At 37.7% G+C, this 24,350-nt stretch carries 14 protein-coding genes; all 14 read left to right on the top strand.

All coding sequences use genetic code 11. The features are described 5' to 3' along the window. The 14 genes from AC106K_RS19550 to AC106K_RS19485 all read left to right on the top strand — a co-directional run bounded on the left by AC106K_RS19550 (nt 1) and on the right by AC106K_RS19485 (nt 24,350). Nucleotides 1-648, top strand: coding sequence for a hypothetical protein (locus AC106K_RS19550; RefSeq protein ID WP_482447145.1), 648 nt, complete (start codon nt 1-3; stop codon nt 646-648). A 6-nt stretch (nt 649-654) separates the two neighbouring features. After that, complete coding sequence (locus tag AC106K_RS19545; protein ID WP_482447144.1) at nt 655-1,323, top strand: hypothetical protein; 669 nt, start codon at nt 655-657, stop codon at nt 1,321-1,323. A 172-nt stretch (nt 1,324-1,495) separates the two neighbouring features. Beyond that, a complete protein-coding gene (locus AC106K_RS19540; RefSeq protein WP_482447143.1) occupies nt 1,496-3,052 on the top strand; it encodes a tetratricopeptide repeat protein in 1,557 nt (518 codons plus the stop codon). Between the two features lie 143 nt (nt 3,053-3,195). After that, entirely contained in the window at nt 3,196-4,818 is a 1,623-nt protein-coding gene (locus AC106K_RS19535; protein ID WP_482447142.1) for a T9SS type A sorting domain-containing protein, read from the top strand. A gap of 292 nt (nt 4,819-5,110) precedes the next feature. Next, nucleotides 5,111-5,557, top strand: a complete 447-nt coding sequence (gene rplK / locus AC106K_RS19530) for a 50S ribosomal protein L11 (RefSeq protein WP_065395252.1) — start codon at nt 5,111-5,113, stop codon at nt 5,555-5,557. A 14-nt stretch (nt 5,558-5,571) separates the two neighbouring features. Then, complete coding sequence (gene rplA / locus AC106K_RS19525; RefSeq protein WP_047099699.1) at nt 5,572-6,264, top strand: 50S ribosomal protein L1; 693 nt, start codon at nt 5,572-5,574, stop codon at nt 6,262-6,264. 17 nt (nt 6,265-6,281) lie between these two features. Further along, nucleotides 6,282-6,869, top strand: a complete 588-nt coding sequence (rplJ, locus tag AC106K_RS19520; protein ID WP_482447141.1) for a 50S ribosomal protein L10 — start codon at nt 6,282-6,284, stop codon at nt 6,867-6,869. A gap of 46 nt (nt 6,870-6,915) precedes the next feature. Continuing rightward, complete coding sequence (gene rplL / locus AC106K_RS19515; RefSeq protein ID WP_047099697.1) at nt 6,916-7,284, top strand: 50S ribosomal protein L7/L12; 369 nt, start codon at nt 6,916-6,918, stop codon at nt 7,282-7,284. A 985-nt stretch (nt 7,285-8,269) separates the two neighbouring features. Beyond that, a complete protein-coding gene (locus AC106K_RS19510; protein WP_482447140.1) occupies nt 8,270-9,379 on the top strand; it encodes a hypothetical protein in 1,110 nt (369 codons plus the stop codon). 35 nt (nt 9,380-9,414) lie between these two features. Further along, nucleotides 9,415-12,018 carry a T9SS type A sorting domain-containing protein gene (locus AC106K_RS19505; RefSeq protein ID WP_482447139.1) on the top strand — a complete coding sequence of 868 codons (2,604 nt, stop codon included), beginning with the start codon at nt 9,415-9,417 and terminating at the stop codon, nt 12,016-12,018. 440 nt (nt 12,019-12,458) lie between these two features. Next, nucleotides 12,459-16,280, top strand: coding sequence for a DNA-directed RNA polymerase subunit beta (rpoB, locus tag AC106K_RS19500; protein WP_047099693.1), 3,822 nt, complete (start codon nt 12,459-12,461; stop codon nt 16,278-16,280). Between the two features lie 84 nt (nt 16,281-16,364). Next, nucleotides 16,365-20,630, top strand: a complete 4,266-nt coding sequence (gene rpoC, locus AC106K_RS19495; protein ID WP_482447138.1) for a DNA-directed RNA polymerase subunit beta' — start codon at nt 16,365-16,367, stop codon at nt 20,628-20,630. An 87-nt stretch (nt 20,631-20,717) separates the two neighbouring features. Further along, nucleotides 20,718-21,023: a DUF3467 domain-containing protein gene (locus tag AC106K_RS19490; RefSeq protein WP_002976436.1), complete on the top strand. Its 306-nt coding sequence runs from the start codon at nt 20,718-20,720 to the stop codon at nt 21,021-21,023. A 480-nt stretch (nt 21,024-21,503) separates the two neighbouring features. Then, nucleotides 21,504-24,350: a T9SS type A sorting domain-containing protein gene (locus AC106K_RS19485; RefSeq protein ID WP_482447137.1), complete on the top strand. Its 2,847-nt coding sequence runs from the start codon at nt 21,504-21,506 to the stop codon at nt 24,348-24,350.

Genomic DNA, 24,350 nt, shown 5'->3' with positions numbered 1-24,350 from the left:
ATGAAAAAAATAACGGCATTACTCATCGTTGCTTTTGCTTCTCTTGGAATGAAAGCTCAGGTAGGAATCAATACTGCAAATCCGAAAGGTACCCTTGATGTGGAGGGAGAAACATTGGTAGAATCTTATTTGGTGGATACTGAAAATACAACGGCAAGAGGAAGCTACCTGCTTCTTACCCGTTCCAAAGACAGTTCACCAGTAGGAAAAGTAAAAATGCTGGACATTTCGCTTCGGAATGTAGCTCCTGTTAATATATACACCATCATCCTTAAAAATGTGAATCAGGATGAAGTAGTGAATCTGAACACCGGTCTTGAGGCAGACAAATATGTAGTGGCTGTTACCGGAGCAACCTTCAGCGGAGCAGTATTGGCAGCTAATACTTCTACAAATCCAAAATCATACGGAGCTTATTCTACAGAAATTACGAAAATAGCAAGTGGAGGAAAGAATTACCATGCAATCAATTTAAGTTTTAAAGGAGCAGGGACTGTTTCTTCACAAAACGGGACATGGACGCTTACGCTGAATGTATTTGAAAAATCACTGGTAAAAGACTGGGGGACTTTCACAGGATCAGTTTCAGCATCAGCTTCACCAGCCTATTCCGGAGTTTCAACCAATACGCCACTAGGGCTTCAATAAAACAATATGAGAGAAAAAATTTTTATAACAATAATGATGGGTCTGGGAATCTTTTTTAATGCCCAAACCGGTAAAGTAGGAATCAAAACCGATAAACCTACAGAAACACTTGACGTCAACGGAAAAACATATACGAACGCATTATATCTCAGAAATCCGGGAGAACCTACAATGACAGGAGGTAGTTTTTTAGCTACATCTGAGAATGCCCTGCAGGTGTATGATCCGAAATTGGAAAGCAGTGGATTGTTCAACTATATTAAGCTTACCCTTACCGGAGTATCAGGATTGGGAATTACAGATTATGACACGAAGATTGATGCCAATAATTTTCTGGTGGTTCTTCACAATTATTCTTTCAAACTTAATGATAATTCCACGAATGTGATGCTTGATTACGGAGACAACGGAATCAATGACAACAAACAGGGATCACCTGATGCTGTTGCTTTCAAAAGTAACGGAACATGGCATATCAAAGCAAGGTTTACAGATAGTAGACTTGTGGCTACCAACAGTAATCCGCCATCAAGAAACTATAACAATTTTACAGTAGAACTCTATCTGATGGCCTATAAAAGATTGATCACCAAACAAAACATCAATGATGTAAATGCTGATCTCGGGGGAACAGATGGTTCTACAAAAACGATTAGCAAACCTTCAGGTTTTTAAAAGCTGAAATTTATTATTTAAAATACAAAGGTCATTTATTCTAAATGGCCTTTTTTCGTTTAATACCTTTTTCATTATAAATGGAATGTTTTGTCAATTTCTAAGGTAGAATGAGAGATTACCTATTGTTTTATCAAATGATTTTATAATTTTATATGGAATTATATTGATTATGGGGAAACGTCTACTTTTTATAGGGCTGTTACTTTCAGTGATATTCTGTTGGGGGCAGGAAAGAAAAGAGTATGAGCAATATATGAATACAGCCAATGAGCTGAAATTTAAAGATTGGCCAAAAGCAGAACTTTATATACAGAAAGCGAGGAAAAGTGTTCAGGATAAGGATTTAGGTGACTTTTATATAGAAGCGGCCAAAATCTACAGTGATATGAACTATTTCGACATAGCATTGGATTATTCTAACAAAGCTTATCATTTATTTCTGGATAAAGATGAAGAAAAAACGGCTAAAATAGATGGTATTTTTGCCTATACCTATTCTCAGCTTAATGATACCAGGCGGGCGGTCACTTACTACAAAAAACTTTTAACCTTTTATCAGAAACAGAAAAAACAGGTAGAAACCGTTAAAGCATTCAATAACCTGGGAAACGCATATCTGGTACTGTCTAAATTGGACTCTTCAAGATATTATTTTGAAAAAGGACTGTCAACTTTTGAAAATTATGATAATCCTGTTCTGAAAGCATTTGTCTTTTCAAACTTTGGGAAGCTGAATTTTCTGGAAGGAAATCATGTGAAAGCAGAAAGCTATCTGCTGGAAGCCAATGATATTTTGAAAAAAAATAATATTGACGATAAAAAATCAAACTATCAGGTCAATTACAACCTTGCCAATTTTTATATCGAAACAGGAAACCCTGAAAAAGCACTGCTGTATGCCAGAAATGTTGGAAATTATGTAGTTCCGAATGCTGTAAGTTTTGATGATACAAACTATCTGCGAACTTTATACAAAGCATATCAGCTGAATAAAGATTATAAGCATTCAACTGAAACCTTTAAGAAATATGACTCCATCAGAGATTTGCTGAATGTAGAAGAAAAAGCCGTGAACGTTGAAAGGCTGAAAGTGAAACATGATTACGAATTACAGAAGAGGCTGGATACAATAGAACAGGACAGAAAGAATATGCAGTATGCGGTAATGGTTATTATTCTTTTGCTGGTGTTGGTGATTTGCATTCTGCTTCTTATCAACTTCAGAAACAAAGCGGAAAAGCTTCGTCTTGAAAAAAAACTCATTGAAAACCGTGAAAAAGAACTGGAGATAGATAATCAGATGAAAGAGAAAATGCTGGTCTACAAATCGATGGAGCAGTCTAAAATTGAAGAAATTTTCAAGTCTCTTTTAGAACAGGTAAACGTATTGAAATCTAAACTGAAAGATAGTGAAATCGACGAAGTTTCAAGAATTATCAACGAAATAAAACTGAATACCAAACAGGATTCCTGGGGAGATTTTGAATATCATTTTCTGAATATCCATGAATCGTTTTACGAAAATCTGGACCGTAAACATCCGGGACTGACCAATTATGACAAAAGGTTGGCGGCTATGCTGAAACTTAAACTATCTACAAAAGAAATTTCGAACCTTCTGAATGTTACCCCAAAAACAATCGAAAATTCAAGGACAAGATTGAGAAAAAAAATGAACCTTACCAATACAAAAGAAGATCTTGCTCAATATCTGAATGAATTGTAAGGTGTTGATTACTAGTATTTATTTTAATGGTGTGTGGTAATAGTGTGGTGCTTTTTATCCTTTAAGTGGTAATTGTGTGGCCAATTTTAAAGACTGTCAGCAGAGATTGTATTCCTTTGCTTCATATTTAAAACAATACCACTATGAAAAAATTACTTACCCTTTTTGCGGCCTTATCCTTATGCTTTTCAGGAAAAGCGCAATGGAATCCTTTACTTGATCAGAATCTTTTAATATCAAAACCTGGCGGATCTTCTTTTGCGGCAACGACCAGTGATGGAAAAACCTATATCGGCTACTGGAAAAGTGTACCGGCACCTATAAACTTTGAATTGAGACTGCAGATTTTAGACAAACTCGGAAATAAACAATTAGGTGCAGACGGAATCAAAATTACAGACCAGATCCCAATGAGTACTTATACCGTGGTAGAAAATACAGCAGTAGATTCTTCGGATAATCTTTATATAGGAGTGACGGGAACCGGGTCTGGTAATCCTGGATATGTTTTTAAAATTACTCCACAAGGCGTATCAGAATGGCCTAATGGAATCAGTCTTGGAGAAGCTTATCTGCCAACTATCCTGCCTTTGTCTACAGGAGAAATTGTAGTGGCGTATTTCCCACCCAGTCAGAAATATACAAAAGTTCAGAAATTTGATGCTGCGGGGCAGGCAATGTGGTCAGCTCCAACTCAGATTCAATCCAATGACGCTGCCAAAAATACAATTCCTGCCAACCTTTTTGAATTACCTAATGACGAATGTGAGCTGATTTTCCATAAGCAGGTATCTTTCGGTACTACAAGTTATCTGTTTGCTCAAAAGCTTAGTCTGAAAACAGGAACAATTCTCTGGGATGGCTCTAAGCAGATCACCACAAAATCTACGGCATACAATACAAAGTATTCGGGAGCTGTAGATGGCAACGTGGTTTATTACGGATTTAGCAGTGGCGAAAATATGAGGTTTGATGCTTACCTTCAGAGAATTGATGCGAACAGTAATCTTCCGTGGGGAAATGTAGGAGTAGACTTTGATACCAATCAGACTTATTTCGAAAAAGATATGAAAATGGCATTTGCCCCGGGATCACCTTATATCTGGGCCATGTCGAATTATAGCTCTTCATCGCAGGGACAGAATGGGGAATTCATCCAAAAGTTTGATAAAGGTACGGGAGCAAGACTTTTCACCGATAATGCCAAGCAGGTTTTCCCTATTGATAATATATCGATGTTTCATTATGGCGACTTGCAGCTGGTGAATGATAAACCTTATTTTGTAGTCCAGAAAAAAGAAGGAACTGCACTCAATGTTTCTCTGAATGCTGTTTTGCTTGATGGTAACGGAGAATTTGCGTGGCAGGAGCATTATCTTCCTGTGGCAACCTTTGCAGCCTCTAAAGCATATCCTTCCGTATTAAGACCTGTAAGCGGTCAGGGAGTTGTTGTATTTCAGGAACAGAAAGCCGGTGATAATGTACAGGCGGTATACGCACAGAATTTAATTTTTCCTGAAGGAACAATGTCTACCCACGAGATTTCTAAAAATTCAGGATTCAGAATATATCCTAACCCTGCTACAGACTTTATTCATATAGAGGGTGTGAAAGATCAGGATTTCAGTATTTATAATGCTGCAGGGCAACTGGTGAAAAACGGATCAATAAAACAGGGGATAATAGAGGTTAAAGATCTTGTAAAAGGAATGTATATTCTTAAAATAAAAGAAAAAGAGGAGAGCCTGAAATTTCTTAAAAAATAATTTTTCATAATAATCATAATAGAATTAGGGTGAAGGAGGCAGTGATCTGTTCTCCTTTTCTTTGTTTAGACCGGTGAAAATATTTTGAAGGGATAGAAATCGGAAATATGAAATTCTGAATATCAATTATTTTTTTAAAACTTTTTAAAAATCAACAGTATCCGTTTGTAGTTTCAAAAATATTTTATACTTTTGCAGTCCAAAAAGCAGACTTATCATAAGTGAGTGCGATAATCTGCTGAATAATAAATGCTTCCAAACTCATTAATTATTCAAATTTAAAAAACAAACAATGGCTAAGAAAGTCTTTAAAATGGTAAAGCTTCAGGTGAAAGGTGGCGCAGCTAACCCTTCTCCACCAGTAGGTCCAGCATTAGGTTCTGCAGGTGTGAACATCATGGAGTTTTGTAAGCAATTTAACGGAAGAACCCAAGATAAGCCAGGGCAAGTTTTACCTGTAGTAATTACAGTATACGAAGACAAATCTTTTGAATTCGTTATTAAAACTCCACCTGCAGCAATCCAGTTGATGGATGCAGCTAAAATCAAGGGAGGTTCTGGTGAACCAAACAGAAACAAAGTAGGTTCTGTAACTTGGGAACAGGTAAAGAAAATCGCTGAAGATAAAATGGCGGATCTTAACTGTTTTACAATGGATTCTGCTGTTTCTATGGTAGCAGGTACTGCTAGATCTATGGGATTAAGAGTAACAGGAGCTAAACCAACTTTTAACGCTTAATACTTAAAGAAGAAATGGCAAAATTAACAAAAAAGCAAAAGGAAGCTTTAAGCAAAGTAGAAAAAGGAAGAATCTATAACCTTGAAGAAGGTTCAGCTCTTGTAAAAGAAGTGAACACTACAAAGTTTGATGCTTCAGTAGATATCGCTGTAAGATTAGGAGTAGACCCTAGAAAAGCAAACCAAATGGTAAGAGGTGTTGTATCTCTTCCTCACGGTACTGGTAAAGATGTTAAAGTTTTGGCTTTAGTAACTCCAGATAAAGAAGCAGAAGCTAAAGCTGCTGGTGCTGACTATGTAGGTCTTGACGAATATTTACAAAAAATCAAAGAAGGTTGGACAGACGTTGACGTTATCGTTACGATGCCAGCTGTAATGGGTAAATTAGGTCCATTAGGTAGAGTATTAGGTCCAAGAGGTTTAATGCCAAACCCTAAATCAGGAACTGTAACTATGGAAATTGGTAAAGCAGTAACTGAAGTAAAAGCTGGTAAAATTGATTTCAAAGTAGATAAATACGGTATTATCCACGCTGGTATTGGTAAAGTGTCTTTCGATGCTGCTAAAATCAAGGAAAATGCTCAGGAATTGATCTCTACATTGATCAAAATGAAGCCAACTGCTGCTAAAGGAACTTATGTGAAGTCGATCTATTTGTCTTCTACAATGAGCCCAGGTATTGCAATTGATACTAAATCTGTTAACTAATAATAATCCTTAAGACAATGACAAAAGACCAAAAAGTTGTAGCAATACAAGAGATCAAAGATTTGCTTCAGGATGCAAAAGTAGTATACGTAGCAGATTTAGACGGTTTGAACGCTGGTAAATCTTCTGACTTCAGAAGACAGGCTTTCAAGCAAAACATTAAAGTAAAAGTTGTAAAAAATACACTTTTACAGAAAGCAATGGAACAAATTGAAGGAGTAGATTACTCTGAAATGTTCCCTACTTTCAAAGGGAACTCAGCGTTGATGATTGCTGATACAGCAAACGCTCCTGCTAAGTTAATCCAAGGATTCAGAAAGAAAGATGAAAAGCCAGCTTTAAAGTCTGCTTTTGTTCAGGAAACTTTCTACTTAGGTGACAACAACCTAGACATGTTGGCTAACATCAAGTCTAGAGAAGAAATGATCGGTGAAATCATCGGATTACTTCAGTCTCCAATCCAGAGAGTTGTTTCTGCTCTTCAAAACAAACCTGAAACTGTAGAAGCTAAAGCTGAAGAAGCTGCTCCTGCGGTAGAAGAAACCCCTGCTGCTGAAGCTCCAGAAGCTGCTGCAGAAAGCACTGAAGAAACAAGTGCTGAATAATTATACTCAAAAAATTAAATAAATAATCAACAAAAACATTACAACAATGTCAGATTTAAAAAATTTAGCTGAAACGCTAGTAAACCTAACTGTAAAAGACGTAAACGAATTAGCTGCTATCCTTAAGGATGAGTACGGAATTGAGCCAGCTGCTGCTGCTGTAGTAGTTGCTGCAGGTGGTGCAGGTGAAGCTGCTGAAGAAAAGACTGAATTCGACGTAATTCTTAAGTCTGCAGGTGCTTCTAAATTAGCTATCGTTAAATTAGTAAAAGATTTAACTGGTGCTGGTCTTAAAGAAGCTAAAGATATCGTAGACGGTGCTCCTGCTCCAATCAAAGAAGGAGTTTCTAAAGACGAAGCTGAAGCTCTTAAGAAGCAATTAGAAGAAGCTGGTGCTGAAGTAGAATTGAAATAATTTCAGTTTTATTATAAATATAAGAGCCCGGGCATATTTGCCCGGGCTTTTTTGTGCTGGAAAGTTCTGAATGTCGTGGAAGATATCCTTCTGCTTTTGTCTGATCATATTATTAGAATTTATTCTTAAAGTATTTCCAAGTAAATGACCCTTCAATTACAAAAATTTAATAGAATTTCTACATTTTTTTGTGTTTTTTGTCAACAATTAAACATCGTCTCTGAGAGAATTATTATTTTTTTAAACAATAAATTTAAAGGTATTGCAATATTTGTTTTTTATTTGTCGTTATATTTGTTTATAATTGAATATATTTTAATTTTTAACATAATATATTGTTTTTGTGTATTGTTTTATGTTGTTTTTTATGTATTTTTGATACTTAAATGTTGTTTTTATTAAAAAAATAGTATATTTGTATTGAAAAAACACAATACAAGTGGAACGAAATTATTTTCTTTCCTACAGTCTTATATATGCTTTTATCTTGCTGCTATATGATGTAGGAAAACCAAACACAAGATTTATATCTGCAACAGTAAACCACTCAGGATTGCTGAACTGTAGAAATAAGACTATCGAGCAGCGGTTACTGGCTGGCTTTCCCGTGAATGATACATTTAAGGATAATAGCACCCTTAAATGCCTAGAATCTATTTTGTTTTTAAATAGATTACCACGCTTACTATCAAAATTTCATCAATTTTTTGTCACCAATTTTAAGAAGGTCAGGAGAGTTTTCTTTAATTCTTTTATAGAAGTTGACAAGTCAAGATTACTTTTGAATTTCTTTCATCTTGACCTGTCTGCCTCAAATCAGTAGCATTTGGGGTTCTGGCTTCCTATGGCCATGTTTTAAGATTATCTGCTTTCATTTATTATTAAATGAACTGATATTATCATGTAAAAACTGAATCTACTAATAACAAATATTTAACAAATGAAAAAGAAATTATGCATTCTCGCATTCGTATCAGCGGGGTTTATGTCAATAGCACAGGTTGGGATTAATACAGGGTCTCCTCAGGCTACTCTGGATGTAACAGGAGTTCCGGGAACGAAAACTAAATTGGATGGTATTATTGCCCCGAGACTTACCGGAAATCAATTGAGAGACAAGAATTATACAGCTGCACAAACAGGAGCAATTGTTTATGTTACGGTTGCAGATTCTGCACCTGCAGGACAGACAATAAATGTTAACTCATCAGGATATTATTATTTTGATGGCGCAGAATGGTCAGGTTTAGGAACAAACTGGCATACAGAAGGTAATCACAGTACAGTAACACCTGTTGCAACTTTGGGAAATGATATTGCTAAAGGAAATTACTTAGGCACATCAGATGATCGGAATCTTGTTATTGCCACAAAGAAAAATGTAAAAGCAATTCTGGATCTTGAAGGTAATTTGACGGGAGGAAATGCTAATACAGCAGGACCCTATGCTTCATTTAGCTGGGGCTCCAATAATAAACTTAATGACAATATCTCCTCAAATGTTGCAATTGGAAGAGATAATACAGTGTCAGCATTGGCCGCTAATTTTCCTAGTGTAGCTGTAGGAGCTAAAAATACTGTTAGTGATGGAGGTAAAGCATTTGGTAATAGTAATACTCTTAGTGGAGGAACCAGTTTTGTCGTTGGAAATAATAATACCTCTACTGGTATAACAGGTGTTACGGTTGGAAACGGTAATACAAATACGGGGGGGGTAATTGTGGGAAGTGGAAGTGCTGCTTCAGCGAATAATTTTGCATTTGGATTTAACAACACAGCAAGTTCTGCAGCTTCGACTTCTGGAGCTTTAGTGTTAGGGTTTAATGGAACATCAACTGGTGGAAATCAATCTTTATATACAAATACTATCCATGCTTTTTTAGGACAAGGAAACAGTATAAGTTCAATAGTAGGAATAAATATGATACCAACGGCCACCTCTTCTAATGGTGCAGCTATTCAGTTAAAAGGATTTACTCCTAATGCAACAAATGCAACGACATGTTTGTCATCAGAGGAAGGAGCTATACGTTATAATAGTACTTTAAAAAGACATGAAGGATGTAATGGAACAAACTGGAATGCTCTATATTAAGATAAAAACACAAACCTTATAAAAACAATAAAAAAATGACAAAAAAACTATTCGGAAAATTTGCTGCAATGCTTATGACATTAGTGATGTCAGCAGTATTATTTGCGCAGAAAGGGTATGAGCCTATCCGTGGGATGGGAGTTGAGGCATACCCTGTCAACAACTTTGGAATCTGTTTAGGATGCTACAATGGCAGTATGAGTGCGGTAGTAGATGCCGATCCTGATAACAAAGTAAGTATGGGAAGCTTTGCTACCCTTGTAAGTGGAAACGGTATTGCTGTGAAGAATACAAACACCATGTATCCTGCAGGATATATTACCGGATTCAATGTAGATTTGGGAACAAGTCCTATCACGGTAGACTTGTTAAGCTCTTTGAGAATCAGTACGTATAAAAACGGTGTTCTTCAGGAGACTTCTGCTACAGGATCTTTGCTTTCGATACCTTTATTTGGAGGAACGAAGAACAGAATCTTTCTTAATTTAAGAACAACAAAAGAATTTAATGAAGTGAGATTGTATCAGACCAATGTATTGGCAATATTCAGTGCGCTGAATGTGTATTATGCATTTGCGTTTGATCCGACTAAGGTTCCTGTAGATAATAATGCAGCTTGTGATGATATTATTGCAGGAAGTGGTGTAGACGGAAATGTATCAGGAAGCAGCAGTTTCCTTGCTCCACTTTCTTTTGTACATAATAAAGAAAATATCGGAGACGGAAACAAGAATACTTATGGTTCAGTTGTTCTTCCGGTAGGGGTATTAGGATCTTATTCTGTTGGGGTTTTAGATAAAAATCAGGTTTATCCTGCAGGAAACAGAGCTGGCTTTGTTGTAGATCCTGATGATCAGGGGAAATTCTTAAGTGTAGAGATTCTTAAAAATATTACTATTGAAACTTATTTATTTGGCCAGCTACAGGATTCCAGAGCATTATCTGATGGTGGAGGATTGATCAATATTAAAATTCTGAGCTATGGTACAGGAAGACAGAAGCTTTCATTAACAACAACCAAACCTTTTAATGAAGTTAGATTAAGACTTACGCAGACTGTAGGAGTTAATTTGGGCGCTCTTAAAGTATATTATGCTTTCGAGGAGCCTGTAGGATGTGAATGTGATGATAAAATTCAGGCAACCGGTTCTTCAATTCCGGGAAATATTGTCAACGGATTTGGATGGACACAGTCTGGTTTAGGGCTTCTTACTCCAAGTTTGACTAATCCGGGTTCTGTTGTAGATAATGATCCTGCCAGCTATGCAAGACTTACTTTCCCGTTGCTAGGAACTTTCCTTTTTTCAGGAAGCTTAACAGTGGGGACTAACAGTATGCTTCCTGCGAATACCGTTGCGGGATATACTGTTGAAAAAACAGGAGGATTAATTGGAGTGAGTGTACTGGATGCAGTTACTGTTCAGTTTTATAACGGAAATAAACTGACAGATACTTTTACATCTGGAAGTCTTGTTACAGGAAATCTTTTTACATCCGGATCTAACAGATTCTATATAGGAGGGAAATCTACAAAGCCTTTCAATCGTATTAAGGTTACTTTTAGTTCATTATTATCAGTTAACCTTCTTCAAGGGTATAATATCTATAATGCATTTGCAAGTAAGGATGATGATAATGATGGTGTTCCAAACTGCTTTGATAAATGTCCGAACGGAGATGATAGTGTAGACCTTAATGGTAACGGTATTCCGGATTGTGCAGAAACAGGCGGCGGAAGTTGTACTACGGTAAATGACAAGTCTCCTGTTCTGGATACAGATGGCGATGGCATTATAGATGCTTGTGATATGGATTCAGATAATGATGGTATTCCTGACGGTATAGAAGATTTTAACAATAACGGGGTGTTTGAAGATGACGACAGTGAAGGTAATATCTTAATTGTTCCAGTATTGGGAGATGGTATATCTAACTATCTTGATTTGGATTCTGATAACGACGGTGTTTTAGATTTATTTGAATCTGGTATTCCAACATCAATTATTGATCAGGTTGATAAAGACCGTAACGGTGTAATTGATAGTAATGTACCTGGAGGATTTGGTAAAAATGGTATTGCAGACATTCTGGAAACTTTCCCAGATTCTGGTAAAATGAAATATCCTCTTAAAAATACATCAGGTGGTAATATTCCTGATTTCTTAAATACAAAATCAAATAATTTAACATTCGATTTATATGCTATAGGAAAAGCAAATCTTGATACCTTAGGAGGTGGATTCATTTCTATAATCAATGATAGTGATAAAGATGGTATTCAGTCTGTTGTAGATACAGATCTAGTGAAGAGAGGAGCTCCAAATTCTCCGCTTTCACCTTATGCTACGTTCCTGAAAAACGGTTCAGCTACAACGGCAAAAGTTATTGCATCAGATGTTACAGAAGTAGCTAATGACGTTAAAGTATATCCAAACCCGGTAAAAGCTGGAGAAAATCTTATGATTACATCCGCTGAAGAGGGAGTTTATACACTATTCTCTACAGAAGGAAAAGTTGTGAAATCTGATAAATTCTCTGCACGTACTGGTATTGATACTTCTTCATTGCCTACAGGAGTTTATATCATTAAGATTGAGACTAAATCAACTGTAAAATCTTATAAGGTTATTGTAAAATAATTTGGTAACTTCATAATAGAAGGCTGCTCGTTTCGGGCAGCCTTTTTATTTTAACACCTTAAAAATGAGGTGATTTATTTGTTATTGTGATTAACTTTTTGTATCTTTGCCCCTCTTTTGGCGCTAAAAATTGTTTGTAAATTTATAAAATACTGAAAATCAACTCTTTCATTGTGTTATGCAGGAAAGGGATTTTGTGTTTGTAGGTATTACGGGTAATATAGCCTCAAAAGTAGTAAAAATATTTTGCATTACGCTGTGAAAAGATATACCAGTGTTGCAGTTAGGAATCAGACTGTAAGAATAAAGAAAAAAGAATAAAAACTATTTCTAATAGCGCCAAACATTTGAAGTCTTTTATCTTTTCTCTATTTTCTTTCTTCTACTCCTGATATTTTTTAATGAATCAAAATATTTTTTAACCCTTTCTTAAAAGTTTTATGAGTAAAACAAAATCAACAACTCAAGGAAATCCGAGAATTAATTTCTCATCAGCGAAAGGAAAAATCATCACTCCAGACTTCTTGGACATCCAAATTGAGTCTTTCAGAGAATTTTTCCAGCTTGATACACTTCCTGAAGCCAGAAAGACAGAAGCTCTTTACAAGACTTTCCAGGAGAATTTTCCAATTACGGATTCAAGAAACCAATTCGTATTAGAATTCTTAGACTATCTGGTAGATTCTCCACGTTATTCAATCGATGAGTGTGTGGAAAGAGGACTTACTTATTCAGTTCCTCTAAAAGCAAGACTTAAACTGTACTGTACTGACCCGGAACACGAAGATTTCCAAACTGTGGTTCAGGATGTATATTTAGGTCCGGTTCCTTATATGACTCCTTCTGGTTCATTCATTATCAATGGAGCAGAGCGTGTAATCGTAACTCAGTTACACAGATCTCCGGGGGTATTCTTCGGACAGACTTACCACGCTAACGGAACCAAACTTTACTATTCAAGAATTATCCCTTTCAAAGGATCTTGGATGGAATTTACAACCGATATCAACAGCGTAATGTACGCATATATCGACCGTAAGAAAAAGTTACCATTAACAACTTTATTAAGAGCTATCGGGTACGAGTCTGATAAGGACATCCTTCAGATCTTCGACCTTGCTGAAGAAGTGAAAGTTTCTAAAGCTGCCCTTAAAAAAGTGGAAGGGAGAACATTGGCTGCGAGAGTATTGAACACTTGGTTCGAAGATTTCGTAGACGAAGATACAGGTGAAGTAGTTTCTATCGAAAGAAACGAAATCATCTTAGATAGAGAGACGATCCTTGAAAAAGAACACTTAGATCTTATCCTGGATGCTGGTGTGAAATCAATTTTGATCCACAAAGAAAACAGCAATGAATTCTCTATCATCCAGAATACATTACAAAAAGACCCTACGAACTCTGAGAAAGAAGCAGTAGAGTACATCTATCGTCAGTTAAGAAACGCAGATCCACCAGATGAGGAAACTGCAAGAGGAATCATTGAAAAATTATTCTTCTCTGAGCAGAGATACTCTTTAGGTGAAGTAGGACGTTACAGACTAAACAAAAAGTTAGGTCTAAACATCCCAACTACAACTGAGGTTCTTACAAAAGAAGATATTATTGCAATCGTAAGACACTTAATCGAGCTTGTAAACTCTAAAGCAGAGGTTGATGATATCGACCACTTATCAAACAGAAGAATTAAAACTGTTGGTGAGCAATTAGCAGGACAGTTCGGTGTAGGTCTTTCAAGAATTGCAAGAACAATCAAGGAGAGAATGAACGTTAGAGATAACGAAATCTTTACTCCACTTGATCTTGTTAACGCTAAGACTTTAACATCGGTAATCAACTCATTCTTCGGTACCAACCAGCTATCTCAGTTCATGGACCAGACCAACCCTCTATCAGAGATCACGCACAAGCGTAGACTTTCTGCACTAGGGCCTGGTGGTTTATCAAGAGAAAGAGCAGGTTTCGAGGTTCGAGACGTTCACCATACTCACTACGGAAGAATTTGTCCGATTGAAACTCCGGAAGGACCAAACATCGGTTTGATTTCATCTTTAGGTATTTATGCAAAAATCAACAACCTAGGTTTCATCGAAACTCCATATAGAAAAGTAGAAGATGGTAAGATTAATCTTAACGCAGATCCTATTTACCTAAATGCAGAAGACGAAGAAGATAAGGTAATTGCTCAGGCAAACGTTGAATTGAGTGATGATGGAGATTTCTTAACAGACAGAATTATTGCAAGATTAGATGGTGACTACCCGGTAGTTGAACCAGCTCAGGTAAACCTTATCGACGTTGCACCTAACCAGATTTCCGGTATTTCCGCTTCTCTAATTCCATTCTTGGAGCATGATGATGCGAACCGTGCATTGATGGGATCTAACATGATGCGTCAGGCCGTTCCTCTATTGAAGCCACAGGCTCCAGTTGTTGGTACAGGGCTTGAGCAACAAGTTGCAAGAGATTCAAGAATCTTAATTAACGCTGAAGGTACAGGTACTGTAGAGTACGTAGATGCCGACAGAATCGTTATCAAATATGAAAGAAGCGAAGACGAAGATTTAGTACAATTCGAGTCTGCTACTAAAACATACAAACTTACTAAGTTCAGAAAAACGAACCAGAGTACAACCATTACCCTAAGACCAAACGTAAGAGTAGGGGATGTAGTGGAAAAAGGACAGGTACTTTGCGACGGTTATGCTACTGAAAAAGGAGAATTAGCTCTTGGTAGAAACTTAGTGGTAGCGTTCATGCCTTGGAAAGGGTACAACTTCGAGGATGCGATCGTAATCAACGAAAAAGTTGTACGTGAAGACTGGTTTACTTCAATCCACGTAGATGAATATTCACTAGAAGTTCGTGATACTAAATTAGGTATGGAAGAACTTACGGCAGATATTCCTAACGTTTCTGAAGAAGCTACGAAAGATCTTGACGAGAACGGTATGATCAGAATCGGTGCTGAAGTGAAGCCTGGAGATATCATGATTGGTAAAATTACTCCAAAAGGTGAATCTGACCCGACTCCAGAAGAAAAACTTCTTAGAGCAATCTTCGGTGATAAAGCTGGTGATGTAAAAGATGCATCATTGAAAGCTGACTCTTCATTAAGAGGGGTGGTTATCAACAAGAAATTGTTCTCTAGAAACATTAAAGACAAAAAGAAAAGAACTGAAGAAAAACTTAAACTTGAAGAGATTGAAAACACTTACAAGGCTAAGTTTGACGAGTTGAGAAACACTTTAATTGAAAAATTAAATACACTGGTAAGCGGTAAAACTTCTCAAGGGGTACAAAATGACCTTGATGAAGAAATCATCGGTAAAGGTGTGAAGTTCACTCACAAGTTATTAACTTCAGTTGAAGATTATGTAAACGTTAGTGGTGCAGACTGGACAGTAGACGCTGACAAGAATGAATTGATCAAACAATTGATTCACAATTACAAAATCAAATATAACGACATCCAGGGAGTTAAAAACCGTGAGAAATTTGCTATTTCAATCGGAGATGAGCTTCCGGCAGGTATCATGAAGTTGGCTAAAGTTTACATCGCTAAGAAACGTAAACTGAATGTAGGGGATAAAATGGCAGGACGTCACGGTAATAAAGGTATCGTATCAAGAATCGTTCGTGAAGAAGATATGCCATTCCTTGAAGACGGAACACCGGTAGATATCGTATTGAATCCACTAGGGGTACCTTCTCGTATGAACATCGGACAGATTTATGAAACAGTTCTTGGATGGGCTGGTCAGAAGTTAGGAATGAAGTTCGCTACGCCAATCTTCGATGGAGCTAGCCTTGATCAGATTACTGAGTACACTGAGAAAGCAGGTCTTCCTAAATTCGGTCACACTCACCTTTATGATGGTGGTACCGGAGAAAGATTTACGCAGGCAGCTACAGTGGGTGTTATCTACATGCTGAAACTGGGACACATGGTTGATGATAAGATGCACGCACGTTCTATTGGTCCTTACTCATTGATTACTCAGCAGCCGTTAGGAGGTAAAGCTCAGTTCGGAGGTCAGAGATTTGGAGAGATGGAGGTTTGGGCACTTGAAGCATTCGGTGCATCTAACATCCTTAGAGAGATCCTTACTGTGAAGTCGGATGACGTGATTGGTAGAGCAAAAACTTATGAAGCAATTGCAAAAGGTGAATCTATGCCTGAACCAGGTATTCCGGAATCATTCAACGTATTACTTCACGAGTTACAAGGGCTTGGACTTGATGTAAGACTTGAGGAATAATTTTAAATTTTGAATGCTGAGTTTTGAATCATTTTCGAAATTCTTAAATCCAAAATTTATAATCCAAAATCTAAAATCTAAAAAATGTCAAATAAAAATAAAACAAGTAGATTTAATAAAATAACCATCGGTTTAGCTTCACCGGAGTCTATTTTACAGGACTCAAGAGGGGAGGTTTTGAAACCGGAAACTATTAACTACAGAACTCACAAGCCTGAAAGAGACGGGCTATTCTGTGAGAAAATCTTTGGTCCTGTAAAGGATTACGAATGTGCTTGTGGTAAATACAAGAGAATTCGTTACAAAGGAATCGTTTGTGACCGTTGTGGAGTAGAAGTTACTGAGAAAAAAGTAAGAAGAGAGAGAATCGGGCACATTAATCTTGTAGTTCCAATTGCACACATCTGGTATTTCCGTTCATTACCAAACAAAATCGGATACCTTCTTGGAATTCCTTCCAAGAAATTAGATATGATCATCTACTACGAAAGATATGTAGTGATCCAGCAAGGTATTGCTAAGAAATTGGATGGTTCTGATTTCGAAAATATGGAATTCCTTACAGAAGAAGAGTACCTGGACATCATGGAAACTCTTCCTGTAGAAAACCAGTATCTTGATGATTCTGATCCAAACAAATTCATCGCCAGAATGGGTGCTGAAGCTGTAGAAGATCTATTAAAGAGAATCGATCTTGATGCATTGTCTTTCGACTTGAGACACAAAGCTCACAACGAAGGTTCAAAACAAAGAAGAACTGAAGCTCTTAAGAGATTGAACGTTGTAGAAGCATTAAGAGGTGCTAATACAAGAATGATCAACAGACCAGAGTGGATGATCATGCGTGTACTTCCTGTTATCCCACCAGAATTGAGACCATTGGTTCCATTGGATGGAGGACGTTTCGCAACTTCTGACTTGAATGACCTTTATAGAAGAGTGATCATCAGAAACAACCGTTTGAAGAGATTATTGGAGATCAAAGCTCCTGAAGTAATCTTGAGAAACGAGAAGCGTATGCTTCAGGAATCAGTAGATTCATTATTTGATAACACAAGAAAATCTTCTGCAGTAAAATCTGAATCAAACAGACCATTGAAATCACTTTCTGATTCATTGAAAGGTAAGCAAGGTCGTTTCCGTCAGAACCTACTAGGAAAAAGGGTTGACTACTCTGCGCGTTCGGTAATTGTTGTAGGTCCAAACTTACAGCTTCACGAGTGTGGTATTCCTAAAGATATGGCAGCTGAACTTTACAAACCATTCATCATTAGAAAACTAATCGAGAGAGGTATTGTAAAAACAGTAAAATCTGCAAAGAGAATTATCGATAGAAAAGAACCAGTAGTTTATGATATCCTAGAAAACGTGATGAAAGGTCACCCGGTACTATTGAACAGGGCACCTACGCTTCACAGACTGGGTATTCAGGCTTTCCAACCTAAGATGATCGAAGGTAAGGCAATCCAGCTACACCCGTTAGTAACTACGGCCTTCAACGCCGATTTCGATGGTGACCAGATGGCGGTACACTTACCGTTAGGACCAGAAGCGATCCTTGAAGCTCAGTTATTGATGTTAGGTTCTCAAAACATCTTGAACCCTGCAAACGGTTCTCCAATTACGGTACCATCTCAGGACATGGTTCTTGGTCTTTATTTCATGACTAAAGAATTAAGCTCTACGGAGACCATGAAAGTAAAAGGAGAAGGTCTTGCATTCTATTCTCCTGAAGAAGCGGAAATCGCTTATGCTGAAGGAAGAGTATCTTTAAATGCTAAAGTAAGATGTAGACTACCTATCAAAGAAGATGGAGAAATCGTTACAAGATTGATCGAAACTTCTGTAGGTAGAATCTTATTCAACCAGATTGTACCTAAGCAGGTAGGATATATCAATGAGCTTCTTACTAAGAAATCATTGAGAAACGTTATCGGTAAGATCCTTGCTGATACAGATTTCCCTACCACTGTGAAGTTCCTTGATGCAATGAAAGACTTAGGATATTCAAACGCATTCAAAGGAGGTCTTTCTTTCTCACTTGGGGATATTGTAGTTCCTGTTGAGAAAAAGCAGATGATTGCTACTTCAATTGAAACTGTAGACGAAATTAGAGCTAACTATAACATGGGTCTAATTACCGATACAGAACGTTATAACCAGGTAATCGACGTTTGGACAAACACGAACGCAGGATTAACTGAAATGATCATGAGCAGAATGAAAACTGACCAAGGTGGTTTCAACTCTGTATACATGATGCTTGACTCTGGAGCGAGGGGTTCTAAAGAACAGATCCGTCAGTTATCAGGGATGAGAGGTTTGATGGCGAAACCGCAAAAAGCTGGTTCTACCGGTGCGGAGATCATCGAAAACCCGATCCTTGCAAACTTTAAAGAAGGTCTTTCGATTCTAGAGTACTTTATCTCTACCCACGGTGCTCGTAAGGGTCTTGCGGATACCGCTCTTAAAACTGCCGATGCTGGTTACCTAACCAGAAGATTGGTAGATGTTGCTCAGGACGTTATCGTTACAGAAGACGACTGTGGAACTCTAAGAGGTACAGAAGTTACTGCACTTAAGAAAAATGACGAGATCGTTGAAAGAATCTCTGAAAGAATCTTAGGTAGAGTATCTCTTCATAATATCTATGATCCTGAAACTGATGAATTAATTGCTGAGGCTGATCAGGTAATCATTGAAGAATTAGCGAAGAAAATTGAACAGGCAGGATTAGAAGCGGTTGAAGTACGTTCTCCATTAACATGTGAAGCTAAGAAAGGTATCTGTGCGAAATGTTATGGTAGAAACTTAGCTACTGGTAAAGTAATCCACATGGGTGAAGCAGTAGGGGTAATTGCAGCACAATCAATTGGGGAACCAGGTACTCAGCTTACGTTGAGAACTTTCCACCAGGGGGGTACTGCAGGAAACGTATCAGAAAACCCATCTATCGTTGCAAGAAGAGATGGTATCGTTGAAATGGATGAGGTAAGAACCATTACTTCTGAAGATGAAAACGGTAATACAACTGAGGTAGTAGTTTCCCGTTCAACGGAATTCAGATTAGTAGCTGATAATGAGTCTAGAACTCCATTAATGGTTGCTAACGTACCTTACGGATCTATATTATCTGTAAAACCAGGTGATAAAGTGAAGAAAGGAGATACGATCTGTAAGTGGGATGCCTATAACGCTGTAATTATTGCAGAAACTTCAGGTAAAGTAGAATACGAAGACATCATCCAGGGTATTTCATTCCAGTTGGAAATTGACGAAGCTACAGGTTTCGAAGAGAAAGTAATCTCTGAATCAAGAAACAAGAAAGCAGTACCTACATTAAAAGTGGTAGATTCTAAAGGAGTTGAACAGAAAGGTTACAACTTACCGGTAGGAGCCCACTTGATGGTTAACGACGGTGAAAAAATTAAGGCTGGTAAAGTCTTAATCAAGATCCCAAGAAAATCTGCGAAAGCAGGGGATATTACCGGAGGTCTTCCGAGAGTTACCGAATTATTCGAAGCAAGAAACCCTTCAAACCCAGCGGTGGTTACTGAAATCGACGGGGTAGTTTCTTACGGAAAAATTAAGAGAGGTAACCGTGAACTTATTGTTGAGGCTAAAACTGGAGAAAGAAAAATTTACTTAGTTAAATTATCAAACCAGATCTTAGTACAGGAGAATGACTTCGTAAGAGCAGGTTCTCCACTTTCTGACGGTTCTATTACACCGGAAGATATCCTAAGAATCAAAGGTCCAACAGCGGTTCAGGAATACTTAGTAAACGAGATCCAGGAAGTTTACCGTCTACAGGGGGTAAAAATCGACGACAAGCACTTCGAAATCATCGTAAGACAGATGATGACAAAAGTATCTATCGTAGATGGAGGTGATACTCAATTCCTTGAAGGAGCTCTTGAGCATAAATATGACTTCTTAGAAGAAAACAACAGAGTATTCGGTCTTAAAGTAGTTGTTGATGCTGGTGATTCTAAAGAATTCAAGCCAGGTCAGATGATTACCGCAAGAGAATTAAGAGATGAAAACTCTAAATTGAGACGTGAAGATCAAAGCTTAGTAGAAGTAAGAGAAGCTCTTCCTGCTACTGCAACTCCAGTACTACAAGGTATTACAAGAGCGGCTCTTCAAACGAAATCGTTCATGTCTGCAGCATCGTTCCAGGAAACAACTAAAGTTCTGAACGAAGCAGCAGTTGCCGGTAAAGTGGATGATCTTAACGGTCTTAAAGAAAATGTAATTGTAGGACACAGAATTCCTGCAGGTACAGGTCTGAAAGAGTATCAGAATGTTATCGTAGGTTCTAAGAAAGAATTCGAAGACCTTAACTAAAATTAATGATTTGAAATTTGGGATTTGAAATTATTTTTATATTTTCACAATCTCAAATTTCGAATTTTAAAAACATAATTTATAACAATGGACAACAATCAAAATCCACAAGACGGAAACATCAACATCGAATTAAACGAAATGGTAGCTGCTGGTATCTATGCTAACTTAGCATTGGTAAACCACTCTCCATCTGAATTTGTAGTAGACTTTATTCAGTTGATGCCAGGTGTTCAGCAGGCTAAAGTAAGATCAAGAGTTATTCTTGCTCCACTTCACGCTAAAAGAGTATTAAACGCTCTTCAGCAGAACATCGCTAACTACGAGCAGCAGTTCGGAGAAATCAAAGAAGTTGAGCCTTTCGTATTAGGAGGAAACAACGTACAAGCTTAAGATTTCTTTTACAATAAAATAGAATGCCCCGGTTTTTACCGGGGCATTTTTATTGATATAAAGATTTCAGTATTTGCTGATTCTTTTTTTTAGTTAGCGTACGCTTAGCCACAGCGTTCATCAGAGGTGACGATGCTGCCATCTCTTTAATTTCCCCAAATAAACGCCTCGAATCACTTATATAAAATTTAGAATAGCCAATCTGTATCCAATTATTCCCCTCAACTTTTGAGACTGCCACTGATAAGATGTATAATCCATGGACATATTCTGATCTTCATGTAGAATTAATTCACACCTCTGTTTCTTTTTATTAATTTTATGTTTTTCGCAATTTCACATTCAATATGAGGATATAAAATGATTTTAACGTAATTTAAGATTTTTTTATTGATTTTAAATACAAATTAGTGCTGATAATTTGGGAATAATAAAAAAATATCATACAACTTATCTACATTTGCGGAAAATTGAATGGAAATGAAACTCTACCCTATTGCAGCCGTTCTTCTCTTTATGAGTGTACATGCACAGACGCAAAATACACCTCAGGCGAACCAAAAGCATTTACAGCAACTCTATGCAAAATATGACAAAGACCTTAAAAAGGTACATAAAAATGCAAAGAAAGAAGGAATTCCTCCTAATCTTTATAACGAAGAAGATTATAAGAGAACAATGGACCCTGTCACAGGGAGAACCAATTTTGAAGAATTAGCAAAAGTAAATAAAGATATTGTAGCCGGAAATTATAAAGCGGGCAAACCAATGTCTTTCATTAACAAAGGCGGTTCCGCTACTGGAAAAATAATCAATGAACCCTGGATTGAAAGAGGGCCATACAGTATTGGAGGACGAACAAGAGCCATTATGTATGATCCGAACGATGCAACAGGTAAAAGAGTTTTCGCAGGAGGAGTTTCCGGCGGACTTTGGGTAAACCAGGACCCTTCCGTAAGTACAAATGAATGGACTCCATTGAGTACATTCTGGGCCAATACTTCCATCGCATGTATTGCTTATGATCCGAACAATTCACAAATCTTTTACGTAGGAACAGGAGAAGCACCTACCGCTGATGCCGTAGGATCCGGAATATGGAAAACTACAGATGGCGGAGCAACGTGGACACAAATCTTTACTATCCCGGTAACCTATTCTTCTTCAGGAGTAAGAAACGGAAACTTTTATATTAATGACATCAAAGTAAGAAACAATAACGGAGTTTCTGAAGTCTATGCAGGAGTAAGCGGTGCTTATGTAGGAATTTCGTTTAATGACGGATGGCAGGGGCTAAGCCAGGCTGGATTGTATAAATCTACAGATGGTGGAGCTACCTTTACCAAGAACACGAGTTTGCTGGCATTAAATACAACAACAGGGGTAACCAGCACAACCGGATATTCTATTCAACAGATAGAAATAGGAGCTGATAATGCAGTATGGGTTTCTACCAGATCTTCCAGATTTTCGAATATAGACTCAGGAGGACGAATTTTTAAATCTGCTGATGGAAATACTTTCAGTCAGGTATATGCTGTAGGGAACTCAGGTTCAAGGGTGAACTTCTGCCTTTCCAGAACCGATGCAAACAAAGCGTACGCCTTTATGCAGGGAGCATCTACATCTACTGAGCCTATCAGAATAATCAAAACTTCAGATGGTGGAACCACATGGCAGGCTACCAATGACACTACACCGGTTATCACATTACCTAAGGCTACAGATACGGGAATTCCGACAAATGATTTTACAAGAGGACAATCTTTTTATGATCTTGTAATCAAGGCAGATCCTCAGGATGACAATACCCTTTATATAGGAGGTATTGATCTGTTTAAATCAACGAATGGCGGGGCAAACTGGACCCAGATTTCAAAATGGTCCAACAATAATAATATGGCTGCCCTGCAGGTATCTACAGTACATGCCGATCAGCATGCTATTGTCTTCAATCCATACAACAATTATGGTACAGGACAGATGCTTTTTGGTAATGATGGAGGGATCTATTATGCGGCCAATAAAGCAACTATCGGAGCTACGAATGGCTTTGCTGCAAGAAATACAAGATACAATGTAACACAGTTCTACAGTGCAACACTTAGCCCTGTCGTTACCCCTGCTAATGAAGAAATCCTGGCAGGAGCACAGGATAATGGTTCATGGTGGATGTATGGTGCGCCACTGGCTAACAATTTCCTTCCAAGTATCACCAATGCCAGCAGTGGAGACGGTATGATGACTGAGTATGATGATCTGGATACCTATGAAATTGCAAGTTATTACAACAATAACCACTATATATTGACCAATACCCGTCGTAACCTGATAACATTAGCGGCGGATAGAGAAAACTATGGACACTTTGTGAACGAGATCGCATTAGATAGAGTCAATGATGTGTTCTTTTCTTATCGTTCAGGACTTTCGCTCTTCAAAACAGCAGGTCTTTCCGCTACTGCGACCACATTTACCAATGAGGTTCTTACCGTAGGAACGGCACTGAATGGTGAGCAGATTTCATGGATGAAAGTTTCTCCTTATACAACAGCTTCTACAACCCTTTTTGTAGGAACCAATTTGGGAAGAATCTTTAAAGTAACAAATGCCAATACGGCAACTCCTACCTATGCCATGCTGCCGTCCCCAATTACAGGAACCATTTCTGATATAGAATTCGGAGCCAGTGAAAGTGAGATTATTGTAACGTTATCCAATTATAATCTGACCAGTATTTTCTATTCTACGAACGGAGGTTCCACGTGGCAGAGCAAAGAAGGAAATCTTCCTGATATGCCGGTACGAACAGTTCTCAGAAATCCAGACGACTCCAATGAAGTATTGGTAGGAACGGAAATGGGAGTTTGGGGAACAACCAATTTCCTTTCATCAACACCGGAGTGGGCATCAGTGACAGGAAATATCGGGAATATAAGAATTACCAATTTAGATTACAGACCTTCTACCAAAACGGTGTTGGTATGTACTTACGGAAGAGGAGTATGGACTACCCAGAATACCAATGCTACTTTGTCAACGATAGAGACCAAGTCTAAAAAGGATATGATGATGGTATACCCTAATCCGTCAAAAGGAATTTCACATTTGAGATTCGATACAGCTAAATACAATAGTGTAGACATAAGCATTATTGACGGAGCGGGAAGACTTATCTATACCAAGAAAAATGTAAAATCTGATGAAGAATTCGGCCAAAGGCTTACCCCTGGTAATTATATCCTGAAAGCGGAATCTAAAGGACAGATGGTATATAGCGGTAATTATCTGGTGATAGGAAAACCTCCGGTAGGGGAAGATGATTAA

The sequence above is a fragment of the Chryseobacterium sp. FR048 genome, assembly GCF_056844665.1.
Note: the sequence above shows the minus strand (reverse complement) of the source record. Positions and strands in the feature narration are given on the sequence as shown.

What these genes read in the sequence shown, in the direction of transcription:
- AC106K_RS19545 (WP_482447144.1), top strand. Translation starts at nt 655, where the DNA reads ATGAGAGAAAAAATTTTTATAACAATAATGATGGGTCTGGGAATCTTT.
- AC106K_RS19540 (WP_482447143.1), top strand. Translation starts at nt 1,496, where the DNA reads ATGGGGAAACGTCTACTTTTTATAGGGCTGTTACTTTCAGTGATATTC.
- rpoC (WP_482447138.1), top strand. Translation starts at nt 16,365, where the DNA reads ATGTCAAATAAAAATAAAACAAGTAGATTTAATAAAATAACCATCGGT.
- AC106K_RS19510 (WP_482447140.1), top strand. Translation starts at nt 8,270, where the DNA reads ATGTCAATAGCACAGGTTGGGATTAATACAGGGTCTCCTCAGGCTACT.
- AC106K_RS19490 (WP_002976436.1), top strand. Translation starts at nt 20,718, where the DNA reads ATGGACAACAATCAAAATCCACAAGACGGAAACATCAACATCGAATTA.
- AC106K_RS19485 (WP_482447137.1), top strand. Translation starts at nt 21,504, where the DNA reads ATGAAACTCTACCCTATTGCAGCCGTTCTTCTCTTTATGAGTGTACAT.
- AC106K_RS19550 (WP_482447145.1), top strand. Translation starts at nt 1, where the DNA reads ATGAAAAAAATAACGGCATTACTCATCGTTGCTTTTGCTTCTCTTGGA.
- AC106K_RS19535 (WP_482447142.1), top strand. Translation starts at nt 3,196, where the DNA reads ATGAAAAAATTACTTACCCTTTTTGCGGCCTTATCCTTATGCTTTTCA.
- rplA (WP_047099699.1), top strand. Translation starts at nt 5,572, where the DNA reads ATGGCAAAATTAACAAAAAAGCAAAAGGAAGCTTTAAGCAAAGTAGAA.
- rplJ (WP_482447141.1), top strand. Translation starts at nt 6,282, where the DNA reads ATGACAAAAGACCAAAAAGTTGTAGCAATACAAGAGATCAAAGATTTG.
- rplL (WP_047099697.1), top strand. Translation starts at nt 6,916, where the DNA reads ATGTCAGATTTAAAAAATTTAGCTGAAACGCTAGTAAACCTAACTGTA.
- rplK (WP_065395252.1), top strand. Translation starts at nt 5,111, where the DNA reads ATGGCTAAGAAAGTCTTTAAAATGGTAAAGCTTCAGGTGAAAGGTGGC.
- AC106K_RS19505 (WP_482447139.1), top strand. Translation starts at nt 9,415, where the DNA reads ATGACAAAAAAACTATTCGGAAAATTTGCTGCAATGCTTATGACATTA.
- rpoB (WP_047099693.1), top strand. Translation starts at nt 12,459, where the DNA reads ATGAGTAAAACAAAATCAACAACTCAAGGAAATCCGAGAATTAATTTC.